The organism is Desulfuromonas soudanensis, assembly GCF_001278055.1.
In the GTDB taxonomy this organism is placed as follows: Bacteria; Desulfobacterota; Desulfuromonadia; order Desulfuromonadales; family WTL; genus Deferrimonas; species Deferrimonas soudanensis.
The window spans coordinates 308,315-330,177 of record NZ_CP010802.1 but is presented as its reverse complement, the minus strand read 5'-3'; the positions used below and the strand labels follow the sequence as shown (position 1 = coordinate 330,177).

The following is a 21,863-nucleotide window of genomic DNA, read 5'->3' as shown; positions in this document are numbered from 1 at the left end:
CAGAGACACAGAGACACGGAGAAAGGCTTTACAATCCCGGGCAAAAGAGCATGACCAACCCGTGCCCCTTGCTATTTTTCAAACACTTTCGTGGGTTAGCTTACCTCAGTGGCTCGGTGCCTCTGTGGTCGGCAAGCCCCTCGATTTAAAGCCGCTCCGCCAGGATTTCGGCGATATCCCGCGGCACCAGGTCTCCCGGGAGCTCGGCCCCCTTGATCCCGTCCTCGAACATGGAGAGGCAAAAAGGGCAGTTGGAGACCAAAACGGCGGCGCCGGTGGCGGCGGCCATTTTCGCCCGGGTTTCGCTGATGCGGATGCCGAGTTTTTCCTCGACGAGGATCCGCCCGCCGCCGGCGCCGCAGCAGAAGGACTCCAGTCCGTGGCGCTCCATCTCCAGCAGCTCTCCCCCGGCGGCGCGGATCAGCGCCCGGGGTTCGGCGAGGATGTCGTTGTATCGCCCGAGGTAGCAGGAGTCGTGATAGGTGCAGGAGAAGGGCTCAGACTTCACCCGGAGGCGTCCTTCTTCCAGGAGACGGTGGAGAAAGACGGTGTAGTGCTCCACCGGCACATCGAGGCCGAGATCCCGGTAATCCTTGCCGAGGGCGTTGAAGCAGTGGGGGCAGGTGGTGACGATCTGCCGGACGCCGTATCCCTGGATGCGCTCGATGTTTTCTGCGGCCTGATTCTGGTAGAGGTATTCGTTGCCGAGCTTGCGCACCGGATCGCCGCAGCACTTCTCCTCCCGGCCGAGGATGCCGACCTTGATGCCGGCGCCCTGGCAGAGGCGGACGAAGGAGCGGGCGATCTTGATGTTGCGTTTGTCGAAGGAGGCGTAGCAGCCGACGAAGTAGAGGATATCGACCTCCGGGTCCTCCTCGAGGGTCTTGATCCCCAGCCCCTCGGTCCAGTCGCCGCGGGCGGCAAAGGCCATCCCCAGGGGGTTGCCGTTGACCTCGGTGTTGTCCACCGCCGCCACGGCTTCATCACCGGGGAACTCCCCCTCCATGAGGACGAGGTTGCGGCGGATTTCGAGGATCTTGGGGAGATGCTCGATGCCGGCCGGGCAGATCTCCTGGCAGGCGCGGCATGTGGTGCAGGACCAGATGGCGTCCCGCTCCACCGTCGCAAGGAGGGGCGCCTCGGGGGCGCTAAAGGCCGCCTCGCCGATCTGGCTGATGAGCTGCATCGGCGACAGCGGCTTGTCTGTGGCATGGGCCGGACAGCGGTCCTGGCAGCGCTTGCACAGCGTACAGGCGTCGGCGTCAAAGATGTCTTTCCAGGTCAGGTCGCTGACTTTGGCGGCACCGAAAGTCTCCTTCCCCTCATCCTCGAGATCGAGGGTGACGACGTTCCCCTTGGGACCCAGGTCGGCGAAGAAATAGTTGAAACTGGTGGTGAGGATGTGGCGCAGGCGGGTCATCGGCAGGGCGACGATGAAGGCGAGGACCAGGGCGAAGTGCCCCCACCAGAGCCCCTGATGGAGAGCGCGCAACGTCGCCTCGGAGGTGCCGGAAAACCCCCTGGCCAGCACCAGACCGACGGGGGACCAGCGGGCCAGCTCGGGGTTGGCGACGAGTTCGGTGACCGCCATGCGCAGCCCCTCGACGACAAAACCGCTCACCACAATGGCGAAGAGGAGAGCGTGCACGACGAAGTCGGCGCGACCGCTTTCGAGACCGGCGGGGCGCACCAGGTAGCGGCGGACGAAGAGGCCGCCGAGCATGAGGAGCGATACCGCCCCGGAGAGATCGAGAATCAGGGAAAAATACTCATAGAAGGTTCCGCGGAGAAAGCGGACGCCGAAGAGGGGATCGGTCAAATCGGCCTGCAAAAAGATCAGCATCGTGCCGATGGCCAGGAGGAAGAATCCCCAGAAGAAAAGGGAGTGGGCCGTTCCCGCTCCCTTTTGCCGCAGGACCTTCCCCTGCAGGAGGACCCCCCGCAGGGCGTTGACGCTACGCTCTCCGGGACGGTCGGTGCGCAGGAGGGGACGACCCTGCCGGTAGACGGGCAGGCGCCGCGAAAACCAGGCGAGGCAGACGCCGAGGGCGGCAAAGGTAAGGAGATACATGGGCCAGAGGACTCCGTGCCCGACGTTCCAGTAGATTTCCCGTGTCGCTTCCATCGTTTTGATCCTTGCTGAGGGTGAGTCTCGTCCTTCCGGAGGGCGCCGCGCCAGCGACGACCTCCGACCGTTGACCGCCTATAGAGCAAGGGCAATGCCAAACATTGTTTTAATTTTTACCAGCTAGTGTTCTGCCGGCCAAAACAGGGACTTGGCGAGAATAAAAAAAGACAAATCCGATTTTTACTGGATTTGCCGGGGCCGATGTGTGTAAACATTCGATGACAGTTTCTCGGTCCGGCCGCAGGGCCCGGCTCTTTTCCCCTTTCGAAAGAGCGGAAAACAGGATCATTTCATAACGGTGTTCCTCTCGATTACAATTCTCCGGATGGAGACAGCGGCAAAAAAAAGGGCGGCCGCCCCGATACGCCGGGAGTGCCGCCTGCGGACAGAAGAGCGGCGGAGAAGGATCAGGAGATGCGGAGTTTGGCCAGTTTTTTATAAAAGCCGGGGCGGGAGATCCCGAGAAGACTGGCGGCCTGCAGCTTGTTCCCCGAGACGTTCTGCAGCGCCCGCTCGAGGAGGCGCCGTTCAAGGCTGTCCATGATCTCGCTCAGAGGGCGGCGGCCGAGTTCATCGAGAAAACTGTCGCCCCCTGCCGACGTCGCCGCAGCGGCGGTGCTCCCGCCCACCTGGCGGAGGTGGGGGGGGAGATCCTCCCTGCGGATCCTCGGGCCGACCACGACGTTGAAGGCGCTTTCAATGACGTTGCGCAGCTCGCGGATGTTCCCCGGGTACTCGTACCCCTTGAGAATCGTCCAGGCCTCGGGCTCGAGCCCCTCGATCTCGAGGCCGAACTCGGTGTTGTAGCTCTCGACGAAGTGACTGACGAGAAAGTAGATGTCCTCGGTGCGCTCCCGCAGGGGGGGGATAAAGAGAGCCATGACGTTGAGCCGGTAGTAGAGGTCTTCGCGAAACTTCCCCTTGGACACCTGTTCCTCGAGCTTGACGTTGGTGGCGGCGATGATGCGCACGTCCACCCGCTTCGAGGCATTGCTCCCCAGGGGGGTGAGTTCCTTCTCCTGGAGAATGCGCAGGAGCTTGGCCTGCATCTGCAGCGTCATGTCGCTGATTTCGTCGAGAAAAATCGTGCCGTTATGGGCCAGCTCGAACTTGCCGATCTGTCCGCCGCGCTTGGCCCCGGTGAAGGCGCCGTCGACGTAGCCGAAGAGTTCCGACTCGAGGAGATGTTCGGGGATGGCGGCGCAGTTCATCTTGATGAACGGCCCGTGACGGCGCTTGCTGGCGGCATGGATGGCGTGAGCGAAGAGCTCCTTTCCGGTGCCGCTTTCCCCCATGAGCAGGATGTTGGAGCTGCGCTCGGCCACCCGCAGAATCGTCTCGCGCAGGGATTTCATGACTTTGCTGTGCCCGACGATGCTGTTGATATCGTAAGAAAAATCGCCGAGTTTGGTCACCTGGGGAGTGGACTGCTGGATCGTTCGCGTCATGGCCTGAAACTTGTCGGCCATGCGGATGACTTCCTGGACGTCCTGAAAGATGATCTTCCCCAGGGCACCGATCGGAACGCCGTTCCTGACCAGCGGGTAGCGGCAGACCACGACCTCCCGGCCGTTGAGGACGTGGGGCCAGCCGATTTCCGCCATCCCGGTCTGCATCACCACAGGCAGCCGCGAGAGCTTGGAGTTGGGATAAGCCTTGAGGATGTGCTTGCCGACCATGTCCTGGGCCCGGGCACCGAGGGCGTCGGCGAAGGCCTGGTTGACCAGAACGATCGTCCCCTCGGGGTCGACGAGAATCGTCCCCTCGTAGGCCAGATCCATGACGGCGCTCAGCGAACGGACCACGTCATCGAGGTCGACCTGGGAGATGTCGTCGAAGGGGAGAAAATCGAGGCTGACGGCCAGGACCCCGCCGCAGTGACGGCCGTTTTCGATCCGCGGCACGTGCTGACAGATGAGTTTGCGGTCGGCAATGAGCAGCGGTTGGGAGCGGAAGCAGTGGCCACGGGCCAGAAGCCCTGCCAGATGCCCGAGGCGCACCTCCTCGGCAATCCGCTTGCCGATCAGCTCCGCGGGCTCGAGACCGAGGATTCTGCGGCACCCTCCGTTGCAGTCGACCACACGCTGTTCGGCGTCAAGGACAACGATCCAGCTCTCCTGGTTGTCGAGAAGCGAGGCAAAATCAAATTCAGTTTTTCTGACCAATTCGGCAAACTGCATGATTCCTCCGATCGTCGAGACGGAGACGATCTGCTTTTAAAGCGAAAAGATTCAAAGACTTGCAACTGGAACCGGCCAACCGGTCAACCCCCGGAGCGGCAACCATCCCCAGGTTGGATTCCGGTTCGGCGCCGACAAAGCAGGTTCGATAGTACATTGTTTGATAATGGATTGTAAACCTCCATCCGCCTTCCCCTCCGCGGTGGCACTGTTAACGGCAGGACACGCTGTCTACCGTTCTAGACAGAGGGGTAAATACCCGGGCATTCCCGGCCGCAGTGGCAACCTCCGTTTACACCTCCGCTTCGCCTCCGTCCATTTTAAAAATATTGTTATTTTTTATAGTTCTTGTTTTTCAATGGTTTGGCCTAGATTAAAGGTCGGGAACCGCCCATGGCACGGGCATTGCTAAAACGATGTTATCCAATTGTAATTCCCATCGACGCCCACCGGCCATGCCGCCCCCCGTCGATTGCCAAGGAGAGTCTTCATGGAAACAGCGCCCCGCCCTTCGCAAAACGCCATCCGCTTCGTGACCGCGACCAGCCTTTACGACGGCCACGACGTCTCCATCAACATCATGCGCCGGATTCTCCAGGATTCGGGGGTCGAGGTGGTGCACCTCGGCCACAACCGCTCCGCCGAAGAGATCGTGACCGCCGCCATCCACGAGGACGTCCAGGGGATCGCCGTCAGTTCCTACCAGGGGGGGCATCTGGAATTTTTCAAGTACATCCACGACCTACTGGCCGAGCGCAACGCCGGGCACATCAAGATTTTCGGCGGCGGCGGCGGCGTCATCCTCCCCGGGGAAATCGACGAACTGCACGCCTACGGGATCTGCCGTATCTTCTCTCCCGAGGACGGACGCAAGATGGGGCTCCAGGGGATGATCAACTTCAAGATCAAAACCTGCGATTACCCCACCCCGCGGGAGCTCGAGGGGGACCTCGAGGGCGCCCGGTGCCGCGAACCCGGCGCCGTCGCCCGCCTTATCACCCTGGCCGAGCTCTCCCAGGGGAGACCCGACTCCCCCTTCGAGGCGATCCGGCCGCGCCTCGCCGCTGCGGCAACCGACGTCCCGGTCCTGGGGATTACCGGCACCGGCGGCGCCGGCAAGAGCTCGATCACCGATGAGCTGGTCCGGCGCTTTCTCCGCGATTTTCCCGACAAACATTTGGCGATCCTCTCCGTCGATCCGACCCGGCAGCGCACCGGCGGGGCGCTGCTCGGCGACCGCATCCGCATGAACGCCATCAACTCTCCCCGCATTTATATGCGCTCCCTGGCCACCCGCAATTCGCGCAGCGAGCTCTCCGCCGCCATCGGCGACGCCCTGGCCGTCCTCAAGAGCGCCGCCTTCGATCTCATCGTCGTCGAGACCAGCGGCATCGGTCAAGGAGATGCGGGAATCGTCGAGATCTGCGACGTCTCCCTCTACGTCATGACCAGCGAATTCGGCGCCCCGACGCAGCTGGAGAAAATCGACATGCTCGACTTCGCCGACCTCGTCGCCCTCAACAAGATGGAGAAGAAGGGGTCCGAGGACGCCCTCCTCAACGTGCGCAAACAGGTGCGGCGCAACCGCAAACTCTTCGCGGCTTCCGATGCCGAAATACCCGTCTACGGCACCATCGCCAGCAAGTTCAACGATCCCGGAACTAACGTCCTCTACCGGGCGGTGATCGACGCCATCAACCTCAAAAAAGGGGTGGCCTGGCACTCGTCCTTGGAGCTCACCGGCGAGGTCAGCCGCTGCCACCACATCATCCCGCCGGAACAGGCCGGCTATCTCGGCGAGATCTCCCGAACCGTCCGAGACTACCGTCGCCAGAGCGAAGAACAGATCAAGGCGGCTCGCCAGCTCTTCCAGCTTCAGGGGACGGCCGAGCTCCTGCAGGGCCACCCCCGCCCTCTCGGCGCCGACGTCGCGGCCAGCCTCGCCACGGCCAGCAAAGGGGCCCTGAGCGAGACCCTCGACGGTCTCATCGACGCCTGCCGCGAGCGCCTGCTTCCGGAGACAAAAAAAACCCTCGAGACCTGGCCGCAGATCAAGAAGACCTACCGCCAGGAGGAGCTGGTCACCCGGGTGCGTGACAAGGAGCTGCGCAACGCCCTTTACACCACCTCCCTGTCCGGGAGCCGCATCCCCAAGGTCTGCGTCCCCGACTACGAGGAATACGGCGAAATCGTCAAATGGGCCCGCAAGGAGAACCTACCCGGCTCCTTCCCCTACACCGCCGGGCTCTTCCCCTTCAAGCGCACCGCCGAAGACCCCAAGCGCCAGTTCGCCGGCGAGGGGACGCCGGAGCGGACCAACCGCCGCTTCCACTTCCTCACCGAAAACGACCCGGCCAAGCGTCTCTCCACCGCCTTCGACAGCGTCACCCTCTACGGCGAGGATCCCGGCGAGCGCCCCGACATCTACGGCAAGGTCGGCGAATCGGGGGTTTCCATCTGCACCCAGACCGACATGGACAAACTCTTCGCCGGCTTCGACCTCTGCGACCCGATGACCAGCGTCTCGATGACCGTCAACGGCCCGGCCCCCATCCTCCTGGCGATGTTCTTCAACACCGCCATCGCCCAGCAGGTGGAGAAGTTCGTCGTCGAGAAGGGGCGGCAGCCGTCGGCCGGGGAGAGGGAAACGATCCGCACCTGCACCCTCCAGACGGTGCGCGGTACCGTGCAGGCCGACATCCTCAAGGAGGACCAGGGTCAGAACACCTGCATCTTCTCCACCGAATTCGCCCTCCGGCTGATGGGGGATATGCAGCAGTACTTCATTGACCAGCAGGTGCGCAACTACTACTCGGTGTCCATCAGCGGTTATCACATCGCCGAGGCCGGCGCCAACCCCATCAGCCAGCTCGCCTTCACCCTGGCCAACGGCTTCACCTACGTCGAATATTACCTCTCCCGCGGCATGAAGATCGACGATTTTGCCCCCAGCCTCTCCTTCTTCTTCTCCAACGGCCTCGACCCCGAATACAACGTCATCGGCCGGGTGGCGCGGCGGATCTGGGCAGTGGTGATGAAGAACCGCTACGGCGCCAACGCCCGCAGCCAGATGCTCAAGTACCACATCCAGACCTCGGGGCGTTCCCTCCACGCCCAGGAGATGGACTTCAACGACATCCGCACCACGCTGCAGGCCCTGATGGCGATCTTCGACAACTGCAACTCGCTGCACACCAACGCCTACGACGAGGCGGTCACCACCCCCACCGAAGAGTCGGTGCGCCGGGCGATGGCGATCCAGATGATCATCACCAGGGAACTCGGCCTCTCCCGCAACGAAAATCCGCTGCAGGGGTCCTTCATTATCGATGAACTCACGGATCTGGTGGAGGAGGCGGTCTTGAAGGAGTTCGAGCGCATCAACGAGCGCGGCGGAGTTCTCGGCGCCATGGAGACCCAGTACCAGCGCAGCCGCATCCAGGAGGAGTCGCTCCTCTACGAACACAAGAAACACACCGGCGAGCTGCCGATCATCGGCGTCAACACCTATCTTAATCCCGGCACCGACCAGGGATACAACGTCCCCAAGGGGCTGGCCCGGGCGACCCGCCAGGAGAAGGAGCAGCAGATCGCCAACCTGCGGGCCTTCCAGGCCGAGCACCGGGAGAGCGTCCCCAGGGCCCTGCAGACGCTGCAGCAGACCGCCGCCCGGGGAGAAAACATCTTTGCAGCCCTCCTCGACGCGGTGCAGGTGGCGTCCCTGGGGCAGATCAGCGCCGCCCTCTACGAAGTCGGCGGCCAGTATCGACGGAACATGTAAGGAACCCACTCACGACACGGAGAAAACTTGCCCATGGCAGACAAGGCGGAATGCAACAGAAGGATCGTTCTCCTCCAGGAGCGGCTGAAAACCGGCGGAATCGACGGCGCTCTCCTCATCTACCCCATCGACATCTATTATTACGCTGCGACGCGGCAGAATTCGGCCCTGTGGATCCCCGCCGACGGCCCCCCCCGGTTGATGGTACGCAAGAGCCTGAGCCGGGCCGAGGCCGAGAGCACGGTGGAGACGATCACCCCCTTCCCCTCGGGGAAGAACTGGCCGGAGATCATCGGCAGTGAATTTCGCCGCATCGGCCTGACCTACGATGTCCTGCCGCTGCAGCAGTTCAACTTCTACGGGAAGATCCTCCCGAACAGGGAGTTCGTCGACATCTCGGCCCTGCTGCGCGAGCTGCGTTCGGTCAAATCGACCTGGGAGCTGGAACGGATGCGCCACAGCGGCCGGGAGCTTTCTTCGGTCTTTGCCGAGATTCCCGAGTTCCTCCGCCCGGGGATGCGCGAGATCGACCTCTCGGCCGAATTCGAGTACCGCGCCCGGAAACGCGGCTGGGAGGGGTACGTCCGCATGCGGGCCTTCAACCAGGAACTCTTCCAGGGGCTGGCCGTCGCCGGCCAGAGCGCTGCCAGCCCCGGCTTCTTCGACGGCGCCGTCACCGGCCGGGGACTCTCCGCCGCCGCCCCCCACGGCGCCTCCACGGCGATCATCGACAACAACGTGCCGATCATGGTCGACTACACCGGGGTCTTCGACGGCTACCTCGTCGACATGACGCGCCTCTTCGTCTTCGGCGCCCTCCCCCCCCGGGTGCAGGAGGCCTTTGACGTCGCCCTGAAGATTCAGGGGGAGCTTGCAGGCGCTCTGGTGCCGGGAGCGATCTGCTCCGATCTCTTCACCCGCGCCTCTGAAATGGCCGTTGCCGCCGGCTTCGGCGACAACTTCATGGGGGTGCCGGGGGAGCAGGCCAAGTTCGTCGGCCACGGCGTTGGCCTCGAACTCGACGAGATGCCGGTTCTCGCTCTGGGGTTCAACGTTCCCCTGGTGGAGAACCAGACCATCGCCATCGAGCCCAAATTCGTCTTTCCCGGGGTGGGAGTGGCGGGAATCGAGAACACCTTCGCCGTCGGGACGCAAGGGGGGGAAAAACTCACCCCCCTCCCGGATTCTCTGGTGCGCCTGTGACGGAAAGGAGCCGAGGGGGGGGAAAAGGTCCGGATCTTTTTTCCCCGGGAAGAATCGGCACCCTGACTCTGGCCAACCGGCTGGTCCGTTCGGCGACCTGGGAGGGGATGGCCGAAACCGGCGGAAAGGCGACCAAACCCCTGGCCGCCTTCTACAGGACCCTGGCCGCCGGCGGAGCCGGCCTGATCGTCTCCGGCTTCGCCTCCGTCTCTTCCGGCGGGAAAGCTTTCCCCGGGACCCTGGGGATAGACGGGGGTGCGGACCTCGACGGACTGCGCCGGATGACCGACGGAGTCCATGCCGAAGGGGGGAAGATCGTCCTGCAGCTGAGCCACGGCGGTGGCCAGTGCCGTGCCGCCCACTGCGGCGGGCGACCGGTGGCCCCCTCGGAAATCGCCGCGCTGCAGTACCCCGAGCTCCCGCGCGCCCTGACCGAAGACGAAATCGCCGGCCTGGTGGAGGCCTTTGCCGCGGCGGCCGACCGGGCTCAGAAGACCGGCTTCGACGGCGTGCAGCTCCAGGCCGCCCACGGCTACCTGATCAGCCAGTTCCTCTCCCCGCACACCAATCTTCGCCTGGACCGCTACGGCGGCGATGCCGAAGGGCGCAGCCGTTTTCTCCTGGAAATCCTCGGGGCCATCCGGGCCCGGGTCGGCTCCGACTACCCCCTCTTGGCCAAGCTCAATCTCAGCGACAATCTCCCCGGGGGACTGACCGTCGAGGAAGGGATCGGCGTCGCGCAGGCCCTCGTTCGCCGGGGGATCGACGCCATCGAGGTGAGCTCCGGAACTCCGGCCTCGGGAGGACTCGGCCCGATTCGCCCGGTTCCCGAAGGGGGCGAGGCGTACAACCGGCCGCTGGCCGAGGCGCTGCGGGACAGGGTCGGGGTTCCCCTGATCCTCGTCGGCGGCATCCGCAGCCTCGCCATGGCCGCAGGGATTGTCGAGGAACAAAGCGCCGCCTTCGTCGCCCTCTCCCGCCCCTTCATCTGCCAGCCCGACCTGGTGCGGCGCTGGGAAAGGGGGGAGGATCCCGTCGTCTCCTGTGTCTCCTGCAACGCCTGCTTCAAGGCCGCCCTCAAGGGGGGGATCACCTGCCTCCGGTCCGGCTGAGCCGTCCTTTCCAAGGACGAAAAACGACGAAGTCCGCAGAGCTGTTGCCCTGCGGACTTCGTCGTTTTTATTTATTTGGCGGCCGGAGAGGGAATCAGCCGGCGCCCCCTTTTTTAAGATCGATGAGGATCTGCTTGGCGACGGCCTTGAGGGTTTCGAAGACCCCTTCGCCGGTGGTGGCGCAGGCCTCGAATTCGGGGACCCCATCGGGGTTGAGGAGGCTGCGCAGCTCCTCAACACTGCTGACGTTGGGGAGATCACGCTTGTTGTACTGCATGATAAAGGGGAGCTTCTCCAGCTGATACCCCTGCTCCTCGAGGTTGATCTTGAGGTTCTCCAGGCTCTCGATATTGGCGTCGAGTCGTTCTTCCTGGGAATCGGCCACGAAGACCACTCCGTCGACTCCCTTGAGGATCAACTTGCGAGAAGCGTCGTAGAAGACCTGTCCCGGAACGGTATAGAGATGGAAGCGGGTTTTGAAGCCGCGGATCTCGCCGAGGGCCAGGGGGAGAAAGTCGAAGAACAGCGTCCGCTCGGTCTCGGTGGCCAAAGAGATCATCTTTCCCTTGGCGTCGGGAGCCGTCTTCTGATAGACGTACTGCAGATTCGTCGTCTTGCCGCAGAGCCCCGGGCCGTAATAGACGATCTTGCAGTTAATTTCGCGCGAGGCGTAATTGATAAAAGACATGCGCCCTAACCCCGTTTAATTGAAGAGATTGTCAATATCGTCGTCAGTGATCTCGGCGAAGGGACTCTGGTAGTTGTCATCCTTCTGGATCTCTTCGGATTTTTTCGCCAGATCCTCGAAGATCGTCCCCAACTCGTCGCTGGCCTTCTTGACCCGCAGCCTGACCAGCCCCAGGGAACTGCGGTTATCGAAAATGACCACCAGAATGACCCGGCTGGCGATGATGGAGATGTGCAGGTTGTCCTTTTCCCCCTCGTGAAAGAGGATGGAGAATTCCTTTTCCCCGAGAAGCTTGGCAAGCCCCCCGGTGGCGGCGATGTTGCCGGCCGTCAGGGAAGCCAGACTCGTGGTATCGAGATGCTCGGTCTCGCCGACGGAGGAGATCAGCTGCCCGTTCTTGTCGACCAGGAAGATGACCTTGGCGTTGGCTTCGCGGAGAAGCTTCTCGATGACAATATTTATTCTTTTGAATTCCTCGTCGTACATGACGAAGGATGAATTAGAGCCGAACATACCGTCGCTCCTTGTGAAGGTTTTTGCGCCTCGGCTTTTATAGCATCTCTACCGGGGTCGATCAAGCCTTTTCCCTGGCGCCAGAGCGGCGGCAGCGGCAAAAGAAAAGACTCCCGGCGGAAGATCCGCCGGGAGTCCCAGTCTGCTCTATGTTTTCGATTTTACTTTTTGGTTCCGCAGTCCGCCTGCATCTCGGCGAGCTTCTTGTACAGGTCGTAGCGGGTGGCGGTGAGCTTGTTCCCTTCGGCCATCAGCTCCCCGGCCACGGTCGGATCGGCCTTCTGCAGCACCCGGTAGCGGTTCTGCTTCTGGGCGTAGTCGGAGAAGGCGAGGGTCGGCTCCTTGCTGTCGAGCTGCAGAGGGTTCTTCCCTTCGTCGGCCAGCGCCGGGTTGTAGCGGAGAAGCGGCCAGTGGCCGCAGGCAACCGCTTCCTTGCAGCCGTCCACGGCGGTAGTCATGTCGATGCCGTGGGCGATGCAGTGGCTGTAGGCGATGATCAGCGACGGACCGTCATAGGCTTCGGCCTCGAGGAAGGCCTTGACCGCCTGGGCGGGGTTGGCCAGGGAGACCTTGGCGACGTAAATGTTGCCGTAGCTCATGGCGATCATCCCCAGGTCCTTCTTCGGCATGCGCTTGCCGCCGGCGGCAAATTGGGCCACGGCGCCCAGAGGCGTCGATTTGGAGGCCTGACCGCCGGTGTTGGAGTAGACCTCGGTGTCGAGAACGAGGACATTGACGTTCTCGCCGCTGGCCAGGACGTGGTCGAGGCCGCCGTAACCGATATCGTAGGCCCAGCCGTCGCCGCCGACAATCCACACCGACTTCTTCACCAGATAATCGGCCAGGGAGATCAGCTGCCGGCTCTCCGGATCGGTGCAGGTTTCGAGGGCCTTCTTGAGCTTGGCGACGCGCTCGCGCTGCAGCTCGAGGCCTTCCTGGGTCGTCTGGTCGGCGCCCTTGATCTTGGCCATCAACTCCTTGGTGTCGCCGCAGACCTTGCAGCCGCAGTCCATCATTCTGTCGAGAAGTTCGAGGGCGTACTCGCTGAACTTGTCGACGGTCAGGCGCATGCCGAAGCCGAACTCGGCGTTGTCCTCGAAGAGGGAGTTGCTCCAGGCCGGACCGCGGCCGTCCTGGCGCGGGGACCAGGGGGTGGTGGGGAGATTGCCGCCGTAGATCGAGGTGCAGCCGGTGGCGTTGGCGATGAGCATCCGGTCGCCGAAGAGCTGGGAGGCGAGCTTGAGAAAAGGTGTCTCGCCGCAGCCGGCGCAGGCGCCGGAGAATTCGAACATCGGCAGGAGGAGCTGGCTCCCCTTGAGGCTGGCGCGGTTGACCAGGGCCGGATCGGTGTCGGGAAGACCGAGGAAAAAGTCCCAGTTGGCCGCTTCCTGGTCGCGCAGCGGCGCCTGGAACTGCATGTTGATCGCCTTGTGCTTCTCGTCGGTCTTGCTCTTGGCCGGGCAGTTGTAGACGCAGGCACCGCAGCCGGTGCAATCCTCGGGCGCCACCTGCAGGGTGAAGCTCTTGCCGGCGAACTCCTTCCCTTTGGCGTCGCAGGATTTGAAGGTCGACGGAGCCTTCTTGAGGAGGGCGCCGTCATAGATCTTCATGCGGATGGTGGCGTGGGGGCAGACGAAGGAGCAGATGCCGCACTGGATGCAGAGCGTTTCGTCCCACACCGGGATGTCGATGGCGATGTTGCGCTTCTCGTACTTGGCCGTTCCGGTGGGGAAGGTTCCGTCGGCGGGCATGGCCGAGATCGGCAGGGAATCGCCCTTCCCTTCGATGATCGTCCCGAGGGTGTTGCGGACGAAGGCGGGGACATCCTTGCCGAGGCCGGCCTTCATCTTCACCGTGCTGTCGGCGCCGGCCGGCACCTTGACCTGGTGGATATTCTCGAGAGCGGCGTCGACGGCCTTGTTGTTCATGGCGACAACCTTCTCGCCGGACTTGCCGTAGCTCTTGACGATGGCGTCCTTGATCTCGTCGATCGCCTGCTGCAGGGGGATGATGTTGGAGATCTTGAAGAAGGCGGTCTGCATGATGACGTTGATGCGGGAACCGAGGCCGAGTTCGTTGCCGAGGCGCACGCCGTCGATGACGTAGAACTTGAGCTTCTTGTCGATGATCGACTGCTGGACCGGACGGGGGAGGTGCGCCCAGACCTCGTCCTTGCCGAAGGGGGAGTTGAGGAGAAAGGTCGCTCCCTCCTTGGCGCTCTTGAGCATGTCGTACTGCTCGAGGAAGGCGAACATGTGGCAGGCGACGAAGTCGGCGGAGTCGACCAGATAGGGGGAGCGGATCATCGCCTTGCCGAAACGCAGATGGGAGGTGGTCACGCTGCCGGCCTTCTTGGAGTCGTAGACGAAGTAGGCCTGGACGTTGTTGTCGGTGCTCTCGCCGATGATTTTGATGGAGTTCTTGTTGGCGCCGACGGTGCCGTCGCTGCCGAGACCGTAGAACATGGCCGAGTAGATGCCGGGAGCCGGAAGCTTGAAGGCAGGATCGAAGTTGAGGCTGGCGCCGGTGACGTCGTCCTTGATGCCGACGATGAAATGGTTTTTCGGCTTGTCCTGGGAGAGATTGTCGAAGACCGATTTGGCCATGCCGGGAGTGAACTCGTAGCTGCCGAGGCCGTAGCGGCCGCCGACGATGGCGGGGTAGCCGGCAAAAGAGGTCAGGCCGTCGGCCATCGCCTCGCCGATGGCGGTGCGCACGTTGTGGTAGAGAGGCTCGCCGAGGGAACCGGGTTCCTTGGTGCGGTCGAGAACGGCGATCTTCCGGACCGACTTGGGAAGGGCCTTGACGAAGGCCTCGACGGGGAAGGGGAGAAAGAGACGGATCTTCACCAGACCGACCTTCTCACCCTTGGCGACGAGTGCCTCCACCAGCTCGTGGACGGTTTCGCACCCCGAGCCCATGGCGACGATGACGCGCTCGGCGTCGGGAGCGCCGACGTAGTCGACCAGTTTGTACTGGCGGCCGAGACGTTTGGCGAATTTGTCCATCTGCTTCTGAACGATGGCGGGAATGGAGGTATAAAACTTGTTGACGGTCTCGCGCCCCTGGAAATAGACATCGGGGTTCTGGGCGGTGCCGCGGAGCACCGGACGATCGGGGGAGAGGGCGCGGGCGCGATGGGCGCGCACCAGGTCGTCGTCGATCAGGTGGCGCATGTCGTCTTTGGTCAGCTCCTCGACCTTCTGAATCTCATGGGAGGTACGGAAGCCGTCGAAGAAGTGAAGGAAGGGGACCCGGGACTCGAGGGTCGCGGCCTGGGAGATCAGGGCGAAGTCCATGACCTCCTGGATGTTGTTGGAGCAGAACATCGCCCAACCGGTCTGGCGGCAGGCCATGACGTCCGAATGGTCGCCGAAGATGGAGAGCGCCTGGGCGGCGATGGCACGGGCCGAAACATGAAAGACCGTGGGGGTGAGCTCCCCGGCGATCTTGTACATGTTGGGGATCATCAGCAGGAGCCCCTGGGAGGCGGTGAAGGTCGTCGTCAGAGCGCCGGCCTGCAGGGCTCCGTGAACAGCACCGGCGGCGCCCCCTTCGGATTGCATCTCGACCACCCTCGGGATGGTCCCCCAGATGTTTTTTTCTCCCGCTGCGCTCTTGGCGTCCGAAATCTCGCCCATGCCGGAAGAAGGGGTGATGGGATAGATCGCAATGACCTCATTGGTCGCATGGGCGACATGCGCAGCGGCCGAACAACCGTCGATGGTTACCATTTTACGCGACATGAACTTCTCCTTTGCTTGGTAATTCCCGAATTCCACCTGCCCCCGTGCGGCCGGGACAGAAACTACGCCAACAGAACAACTTGAAAGAGACTAAGCATACGTCAAGGGGAGGGAAAGACAACCGCCCGTCAAAGATCACGGCGGCCTTCCACCGCCCGGTTGACCGTCACCTCGTCGACGAACTCGAGATCGCTTCCCATGGGGATGCCGTAGGCCAGGCGGGTGACGCGAATCCCCAGGGGGTGGATCAGCCGAGCCAGGTAGAGAGCGGTGGCCTCCCCCTCGACGGTAAAGTTGGTGGCGAGGAGCACCTCGGTGACCTGATGGTCCTTGAGACGCAACAGGAGCTCTCGGATCTTGAGGTCATCGGGTCCGACACCGTCCAGCGGCGACAGGGCGCCGTGGAGCACATGGTAGCGGCCGCGAAAGGACCGGCTGCGTTCGATGGCGATCAGGTCCTGAGGTTCTTCCACCACACAGAGCAGGGCGTCGTCACGGCCGGGGTTGCTGCACAGCGGACAGGGGTCGCTCTCGGTGATGTGAAAACAGCGGGAGCAGAAGCGGATTTTTTCCTTGAGCCCGCGGATCGCCTCGGCGAGAGCCTCGGCTTCCGAAGCCGGCTGCCGCAGGATAAAGAAGGCCAGCCGGGTGGCGGTCTTCTGGCCGATACCCGGAAGCTTACCCAGCTCGGTGACCAGCCGGGCGAAAGACGGGATGGAGTTTAACATAGGCCCTCCGATAAATCCAACTATTTAAAATCCTGTTCTATTTTTTACTAAGATCAAAAAAAGTTTTTAGTTTCCTTTTATCGCCGGGCCGCCACCGGTCCCCGGGCCTCATTCCTGCCGCCGCAGAACCGAAGGACGGTCGCCGCGCACCTCCCCGACGGCCTGTTTCAAAACAGAAAACCGCAAGATTCCGGACGCCCCCCGGTTAAAAAAAAAGGGCCCGCATTCCAGGAAGGGCCCGAAGACCCCCCTTGCGAAAACGAGCCCCGGTTCGAGGCCAGAACGACAACGGCCCCGGAAAAGGGCGACGACCTGATCAGAAGAGCCCGGGGATATTGAACCCGCCGGTGATCTTCCCCATTTCTTCCTGCATCATCTCCTGGCTCTTTTTGATCGCCTCGTTGACGGCGGCGACCACCAGGTCCTGGAGCATGTCGACATCTTCGGGATCGACGACACTCTTTTCGATCTTCAGGGAGAGCAACTGCTGCTTGCCGTTGACAACGGCGGTCACCATCCCGCCGCCTGCGGAGGCCTCGACCTCGCGCCCTTCGAGTTCCTGCTGCAGGCGCCCCATCTTCTGCTGCATCTGCTGCGCCTGCTTCATGATGTTACCCATACTCTTGGACATGGTCACTCCTTCTCTGGCGCGACAACGACAGCGCCCTGCTTTTTATGATAGCCGCATCGATAACGGATGGGTTCCTAGACAAACCCCTTGTCGATGGGACGGACGTCCTTGACCTGGCCGCCGAAAATCTCCCGCGCGGCCTGCACCATCGGGTGGGCCAGGGCATCTTCGCGCAGACGGTTTTCCCGGTCCGACTCCTGGGCCCGACGCTCCTCGATGAGGGTCGGCGGGGCCGCCCCGGTTCCGGGGCTGACGGCACTGACCTTAATGGTCACCTTTTCGCCGAAGTATTCCAGTGCCAGCCCGGCAAGGGCGTCCTGGGTTTCCGGGTCCTTGATCTGCTCGAAATGAAAGGAGCCTGGCGAAAAACCGATCTCAAGAAGGGGCAGCTCGAACCTCAGCAGGCTGCCATGCTCGAGGAGGGAGGCGAGCCCCGGGCGGCGAGTCCTGAGATGATCGACCAGCCCCTGCCACCCTCCCCCCGGATTCGACAGGGGAGACGCAGGGGCTTCAGGCTTTTTTGTCGTTTCCCCTTCCCCCTCGGGGTGGGGGGGACGGGGGGGCGGGACGGCGGATCGCGGCGGCGGCGACAGGGGGCCGGCCCCGGCCAGGCGACGTTCGAGATCCTCGAGCTTGCGCATCACCCCGGATATCTCCACCGAAGGCGCCAAGGTCGCCAGGCGCACCAGGGCCATCTCGAGGGTGAGGCGGGGAAAGGTCGCGGTGGCCAGTTCAGCCTCGGTGCGGATGAGGAGCGTCAGGGCGCGCAACAGGTCGTCCTGGGCGACGGACGCCGCCATCCCCGAAAGCTCCCGCAGCTCCTCCTCCGTCGTCTCCAGCAGTTCCCCGGGGTCGCCGAGGACCTTGACCAGCACCAGGGACCGGAAGATCTCCACCAGTTCCTGCCCGAACTGGCGAAAGGAGTGGCCGAGGGTGTCGACGCGCCGCACCACCTCCAGCACCCGCCGACTGTCGCGCTGCAGAACCCCTTCGGCCGTCTCCAGCAGCAGGCGGCGATCGACCATCCCCAGAAGTCCCTGCACATCCTCGTCGGAGACCGTCTCGCCGCAGAAGGCGATGACCTGATCGAGGGTCGAGAGGGCGTCGCGCATGCTCCCTTCGCCGCGCCGGCCGATGAGAGCCAGGGCCCGGTCGGACATGGCGATCTTTTCGGCGTCGACGATCTCCCGCAGGCGACCGAGGAGCTTGGGGAGGGGAATCTTGCGGAAATCGAAGCGCTGGCAGCGGGAGAGGATGGTGACGGGGATCTTGTGCGGTTCGGTGGTGGCGAGGATGAACTTGGCGTGGGACGGCGGCTCTTCGAGGGTCTTCAACAGGGCGTTGAAGGCGTTGATGGAGAGCATGTGGACTTCGTCGATGATGAAGATCTTGGTGCGCGCCTTCGACGGCAGGTAGCGGATATTCTCCCGCAGCTCGCGGATGTCGTCGACGCCGGTATTGGAGGCGCCGTCGATCTCGAAGACGTCGACCCCCTGCCCGGCGGCGATTTCCAGGCAGGAAGGGCATTTGTTGCAGGGCTGAGCCGTCGGCCCCTCTTCGCAGTTGAGGGCCTTGGCGAGAATGCGCGCCGCCGAGGTCTTGCCGACGCCGCGGGCGCCGGTGAAAAGAAAGGCGTGATGGACCCGGCCGCTGGCGATGGCGTTGCCCAGGGTGCGGCTGACGTGCTCCTGTCCGACCAGATCCTCGAACGTCTGTGGTCGCCATTTGCGGGCCAGTACCAGGTACGACATGGGGCGAGAGGTCTCCGTACAGGATCGGGGAGGAAGTGCGGAAGAGCGGGAGGGTATTGCCGCCACAAGTGACAGCCAGGCACCCCCGCGGCACACGGCTGAGGTCGTTGCCGCTGCTCCCTTCCGGGCCTGACGGGGTTGGCGACCGTCCGTTGCGCGGGACCCGGCTGTCACTTCTATCGGCAATGATGAAAATCGGTTGGGCGGATATTAAAACTGGCGGAGAGGGAGGGAGTCGAACCCTCGGTAGCTTTCACTACACCCGCTTTCCAGGCGAGCACCATCGGCCACTCGGTCACCTCTCCGCAGGTTGGGGAGAATACCGCAGGGGGTCGGGGATTGTAAAGCCTTTTCTTGAGTCGGCGGCAAACATATCGGGCAGAAACGAGTGCGGGCCCCTGCCACCTACCCCGTTGGCTGCACGGCACAGACCTGACCGAAAAAGAAACGGCCCGCCTGCAGGGCAGACGGGCCGTTTCTTTTTGGCGGAGGGGGGGAGATTCGAACTCCCGGTAGCTTGCGCTACAACAGATTTCGAGTCTGTCACCTTCGGCCTCTCGGACACCCCTCCGTTACAGGTGTTTGTCGAACAACCAGGAGCGATCGGCCGGATCAGCTCACTGATTTTTTGCGGGCCCGCAGCTCCCGGAAGAAGCGGCTGAGCATCGTGCTGCATTCGTCGCCGAGAACCCCTTCGACCGCCTCGACGCGGTGGTTGAAGCGCTCGTCCCGGGAGAAATCGTAGAGGGAACCGACGGCGCCGGCCTTGGGGTCGCGGCAGGCATAGACCAGACGGGGAATCCGGGCCAGAATGATTGCCCCCATGCACATCACGCAGGGCTCGAGAGTCACGTAGAGCGTGCAGTCGAGGAGGCGCCAACTGCCGAGATGCCTGGCCGCCGCACGGATGGCCACCATCTCGGCGTGGGTGGTCGGATCGTTGCTCGTTTCGCGCAGGTTGTAGCCGCGGCCGATAATTTCACCGCCCTGAACAACAACGGCCCCGATGGGAATCTCGCCGAGCTTTTCAGCAGCGGCTGCTTCCACCAGGGCCTCGTGCATAAAGCCCCTGTCTTGTTGGTCGTCAAGATTCACGGGGTTCTTTTTTAAAAGTGGTGCGCCGCGAGGGATTCGAACCCCCGGCCTTCTGATCCGTAGTCAGACGCTCTATCCAGCTGAGCTAGCGGCGCGCAAGAAGCGTACTTATCGCTCAATTCCTCCGGCCTGTCAACCTTTTTTTCCGGCCGGAATAAAATCGACGAGAGAGAAATTATAGCGCTGGTGCTCGAAGGCATGGGTGCCGGGATAAAGGCTGAAGAGCCACCCTTCGAAGATCTCGGCGCCCCCTTCGGTGACGATGATCTGCACCGCGGGATTCCTCGTTTCATTGGAGGCCGAGGTCATCTTCGTGCCGTCCATGATGAAGGCCGGGAGGAAGTTCTCCACCTTGAGCCGAAGCTGCGAACCGGCGACCACGAACTCGTAGCCGATGTTGACGGTGTAGATGTCTTCCGTGTTGCTTTCCTTGTCGCGCACGGCGATCTTGACGGCCCGCCACTTCCCCTTGACGTTATCCGGCACCACCACCCGCGCCCTCAGCTTTTCGGTAGCCTTCGGATGCTCGGTCTTTGCCTCTTCCTGCCGGCTGCAACCTGCCGCCGCAAGTAAAAGGGTGAGGATCAAAAGTATGGACCATGAAAGCCTGGGCATCGGGATTACCTCATCGCCTTCGGGAAGGGCACCGCCGCAGGGTATCGACCCCGCGAAACGCTCGGCTTCGAATCCCCCCAAGGGGTCGAAGCTGTATAAAATGGCGGAGAGGGAGGGATTCGAACCCTCGGTACAGGTTGACCCCGTACACTCGCTTAGCAGGCGAGCGCCTTCAGCCGACTCGGCCACCTCTCCGTGGAACATCTAGGTTGTCTGTTTCTGCTGTGCCGCCCGCCCCGCAGTCGGGGGAGCGTTGGTATGGCGGAGGAGGTAGGATTCGAACCCACGGAACTTTCGTTCAACGGTTTTCAAGACCGCCGCCTTAAGCCACTCGGCCACTCCTCCGTGACCCTGCCTTAAATCTTCAATCTTTCCAGTCCCCCCATGTAGGGGCGCAGGGCCGCGGGGATCGTCACCGAGCCGTCCTTTTGCTGACCGTTTTCGAGAATCGCCACCAGGGTACGGCCGACGGCGAGGCCGGAGCCGTTCAGGGTGTGAACCAGTTCAGGCTTGGCCCCTTCTTCGCGCCGGAAACGGATCGCCGCACGTCGGGACTGAAAATCGCCGAAGGTGGAGCAGGAAGAAATCTCGCGATAGACCCCCTGGGCGGGGAGCCAGACCTCGATGTCGTAGGTGCGGGCCGCCGAGAAACCGAGATCGCCGGTACACAGATCGATGACCCGGTAGGGGAGTTCGAGGCGCCGGAGGACCTCTTCGGCGTTGGCCAGAAGCTTTTCGAGTTCGGCATCCGAATCTTCAGGGCGGGTGAACTTGACCAGTTCGACCTTGTTGAACTGGTGCTGGCGGATCAGCCCCCGGGTGTCGCGGCCGTGGGATCCGGCCTCCTTGCGGAAGCAGGGGGTGTGGGCCGTATAGCACAGGGGGAGATCGCCGCCGGAGAGGATCTCGTCGCGGTGGATATTGGTCACCGGGACTTCGGCGGTGGGGATCAGGAAGTAGTCCGGCCCCTCGACATGGAAAAGATCATCCTCGAACTTGGGGAGCTGTCCGGTCCCCGTCATGGATTCCCTGTTTACCATAAAGGGCGGCAGAACTTCAACATATTTGTGTTCGAGGGTATGGAGATCGAGCATGAAGTTGATCAGTGCCCGCTCCAGGCGGGCGCCCTGCCCGAGGAGGAGGGCGAATCGGGCGCCGGTGATCTTGCCGGCCCGCTCAAAATCGAGGATTCCCAGGTCTTCGCCGAGGTCCCAGTGGGGTTTCGGCGCGAAATCGAACTCCCGCGGGGTCCCCCAGCGGCGCACCTCGCGGTTCTCCTCCTCGGAGGCTCCGACGGGGGACTGGGGATGGGGGAGGTTGGGGATGGTCAGCAGGAGCGTCTGCAACCCTTCCTCGACCCCCTTGAGCTCGTCGTCGAGGGTCTTGATCTTCGCCGAGACGTCCTTCATCCGCGAGATCTCCCCCTGCACCTGGCTCTTGTCCTTCGTCTGGCCGACCAGGGCCGAAACCCGATTCTTTTCCGCCTTGAGGGTCTCGGATTCGCCGAGGAGGTCGCGCCGCCGCCGGTCGAGCTGGCGGAAGGCCGAGAGGTCGATGCTGCCGCCACGGGTGGCGAGGCGCGCTTCGACCTGGTCCAGATTGTCCCGCAGGTTTTTGATGTCGAGCATGGCGATTCCGTTCCCGGCGATGAGGGGTTTGCCGCCGCAAGGGGAAGTTTTTAGCACTTTCGTC

Annotated in this window: 14 protein-coding genes, 5 tRNA genes and 1 other RNA gene; 3 read left to right on the top strand and 17 right to left on the bottom strand. The window is 62.8% G+C overall.

Going from position 1 to position 21,863, the window contains the following annotated elements:
* Window positions 1–145: 145 nt before the first annotated feature.
* On the bottom strand, window positions 146–2,125 hold the full coding sequence (locus DSOUD_RS01505; RefSeq protein WP_053549333.1) for a heterodisulfide reductase-related iron-sulfur binding cluster: 1,980 nt from the start codon (window positions 2,123–2,125) through the stop codon (window positions 146–148).
* A 410-nt stretch (window positions 2,126–2,535) separates the two neighbouring features.
* Window positions 2,536–4,308, bottom strand: a complete 1,773-nt coding sequence (locus DSOUD_RS01500) for a sigma 54-interacting transcriptional regulator (RefSeq protein WP_082351000.1) — start codon at window positions 4,306–4,308, stop codon at window positions 2,536–2,538.
* Window positions 4,309–4,798: 490 nt separating this feature from the next.
* Between DSOUD_RS01500 and icmF the strand changes: the two genes are divergently transcribed.
* Genes icmF through DSOUD_RS01485 form a run of 3 tightly spaced genes read left to right on the top strand, consistent with a single transcriptional unit; the run spans window position 4,799 to window position 10,404 of the window.
* Window positions 4,799–8,089 carry a fused isobutyryl-CoA mutase/GTPase IcmF gene (icmF, locus tag DSOUD_RS01495; protein ID WP_053549332.1) on the top strand — a complete coding sequence of 1,097 codons (3,291 nt, stop codon included), beginning with the start codon at window positions 4,799–4,801 and terminating at the stop codon, window positions 8,087–8,089.
* Window positions 8,090–8,122: 33 nt separating this feature from the next.
* Window positions 8,123–9,292 (top strand): M24 family metallopeptidase, encoded by a 1,170-nt coding sequence (locus DSOUD_RS01490; RefSeq protein ID WP_053549331.1) that lies wholly within the window; start codon window positions 8,123–8,125, stop codon window positions 9,290–9,292.
* The gene (locus DSOUD_RS01485; RefSeq protein ID WP_053549330.1) at window positions 9,289–10,404 is read left to right on the top strand and encodes an oxidoreductase; all 1,116 of its coding nucleotides are present in this window, start codon (window positions 9,289–9,291) and stop codon (window positions 10,402–10,404) included. The genes DSOUD_RS01490 and DSOUD_RS01485 overlap by 4 nt, the downstream gene beginning before the upstream one ends.
* 94 nt (window positions 10,405–10,498) lie before the next feature.
* Here DSOUD_RS01485 and DSOUD_RS01480 read toward each other — a convergent pair whose 3' ends face one another.
* The 15 genes from DSOUD_RS01480 to serS form a co-directional block, all read right to left on the bottom strand.
* Window positions 10,499–11,092 (bottom strand): GTP-binding protein, encoded by a 594-nt coding sequence (locus DSOUD_RS01480; RefSeq protein WP_053549329.1) that lies wholly within the window; start codon window positions 11,090–11,092, stop codon window positions 10,499–10,501.
* Window positions 11,093–11,107: 15 nt separating this feature from the next.
* Window positions 11,108–11,605: a roadblock/LC7 domain-containing protein gene (locus tag DSOUD_RS01475; RefSeq protein ID WP_053549328.1), complete on the bottom strand. Its 498-nt coding sequence runs from the start codon at window positions 11,603–11,605 to the stop codon at window positions 11,108–11,110.
* Between the two features lie 161 nt (window positions 11,606–11,766).
* On the bottom strand, window positions 11,767–15,351 hold the full coding sequence (gene nifJ, locus DSOUD_RS01470; RefSeq protein WP_053549327.1) for a pyruvate:ferredoxin (flavodoxin) oxidoreductase: 3,585 nt from the start codon (window positions 15,349–15,351) through the stop codon (window positions 11,767–11,769).
* Window positions 15,352–15,479: 128 nt separating this feature from the next.
* Complete coding sequence (gene recR / locus DSOUD_RS01465) at window positions 15,480–16,079, bottom strand: recombination mediator RecR (RefSeq protein ID WP_053549326.1); 600 nt, start codon at window positions 16,077–16,079, stop codon at window positions 15,480–15,482.
* A gap of 316 nt (window positions 16,080–16,395) precedes the next feature.
* The gene (locus DSOUD_RS01460; RefSeq protein ID WP_053549325.1) at window positions 16,396–16,710 is read right to left on the bottom strand and encodes a YbaB/EbfC family nucleoid-associated protein; all 315 of its coding nucleotides are present in this window, start codon (window positions 16,708–16,710) and stop codon (window positions 16,396–16,398) included.
* A gap of 74 nt (window positions 16,711–16,784) precedes the next feature.
* The gene (dnaX, locus tag DSOUD_RS01455) at window positions 16,785–18,461 is read right to left on the bottom strand and encodes a DNA polymerase III subunit gamma/tau (RefSeq protein ID WP_053549324.1); all 1,677 of its coding nucleotides are present in this window, start codon (window positions 18,459–18,461) and stop codon (window positions 16,785–16,787) included.
* 70 nt (window positions 18,462–18,531) lie between these two features.
* Window positions 18,532–18,630, bottom strand: an RNA gene (gene ffs / locus DSOUD_RS17660) — signal recognition particle sRNA small type.
* Between the two features lie 48 nt (window positions 18,631–18,678).
* A tRNA-Ser gene (locus DSOUD_RS01450) sits at window positions 18,679–18,766 on the bottom strand.
* Window positions 18,767–18,944: 178 nt separating this feature from the next.
* Window positions 18,945–19,032 (bottom strand) — tRNA-Ser (locus tag DSOUD_RS01445).
* Window positions 19,033–19,073: 41 nt separating this feature from the next.
* Entirely contained in the window at window positions 19,074–19,556 is a 483-nt protein-coding gene (tadA, locus tag DSOUD_RS01440) for a tRNA adenosine(34) deaminase TadA (protein ID WP_269745861.1), read from the bottom strand.
* A gap of 18 nt (window positions 19,557–19,574) precedes the next feature.
* Window positions 19,575–19,651: transfer RNA gene (locus tag DSOUD_RS01435), tRNA-Arg, on the bottom strand.
* A gap of 37 nt (window positions 19,652–19,688) precedes the next feature.
* Entirely contained in the window at window positions 19,689–20,171 is a 483-nt protein-coding gene (locus tag DSOUD_RS01430; protein WP_053552254.1) for a DUF2155 domain-containing protein, read from the bottom strand.
* Between the two features lie 101 nt (window positions 20,172–20,272).
* Window positions 20,273–20,366: transfer RNA gene (locus DSOUD_RS01425), tRNA-Ser, on the bottom strand.
* A gap of 64 nt (window positions 20,367–20,430) precedes the next feature.
* Window positions 20,431–20,516, bottom strand: a tRNA-Ser gene (locus DSOUD_RS01420).
* 11 nt (window positions 20,517–20,527) lie between these two features.
* On the bottom strand, window positions 20,528–21,799 hold the full coding sequence (gene serS / locus DSOUD_RS01415; protein WP_053549322.1) for a serine--tRNA ligase: 1,272 nt from the start codon (window positions 21,797–21,799) through the stop codon (window positions 20,528–20,530).
* Window positions 21,800–21,863 lie beyond the last annotated feature (64 nt).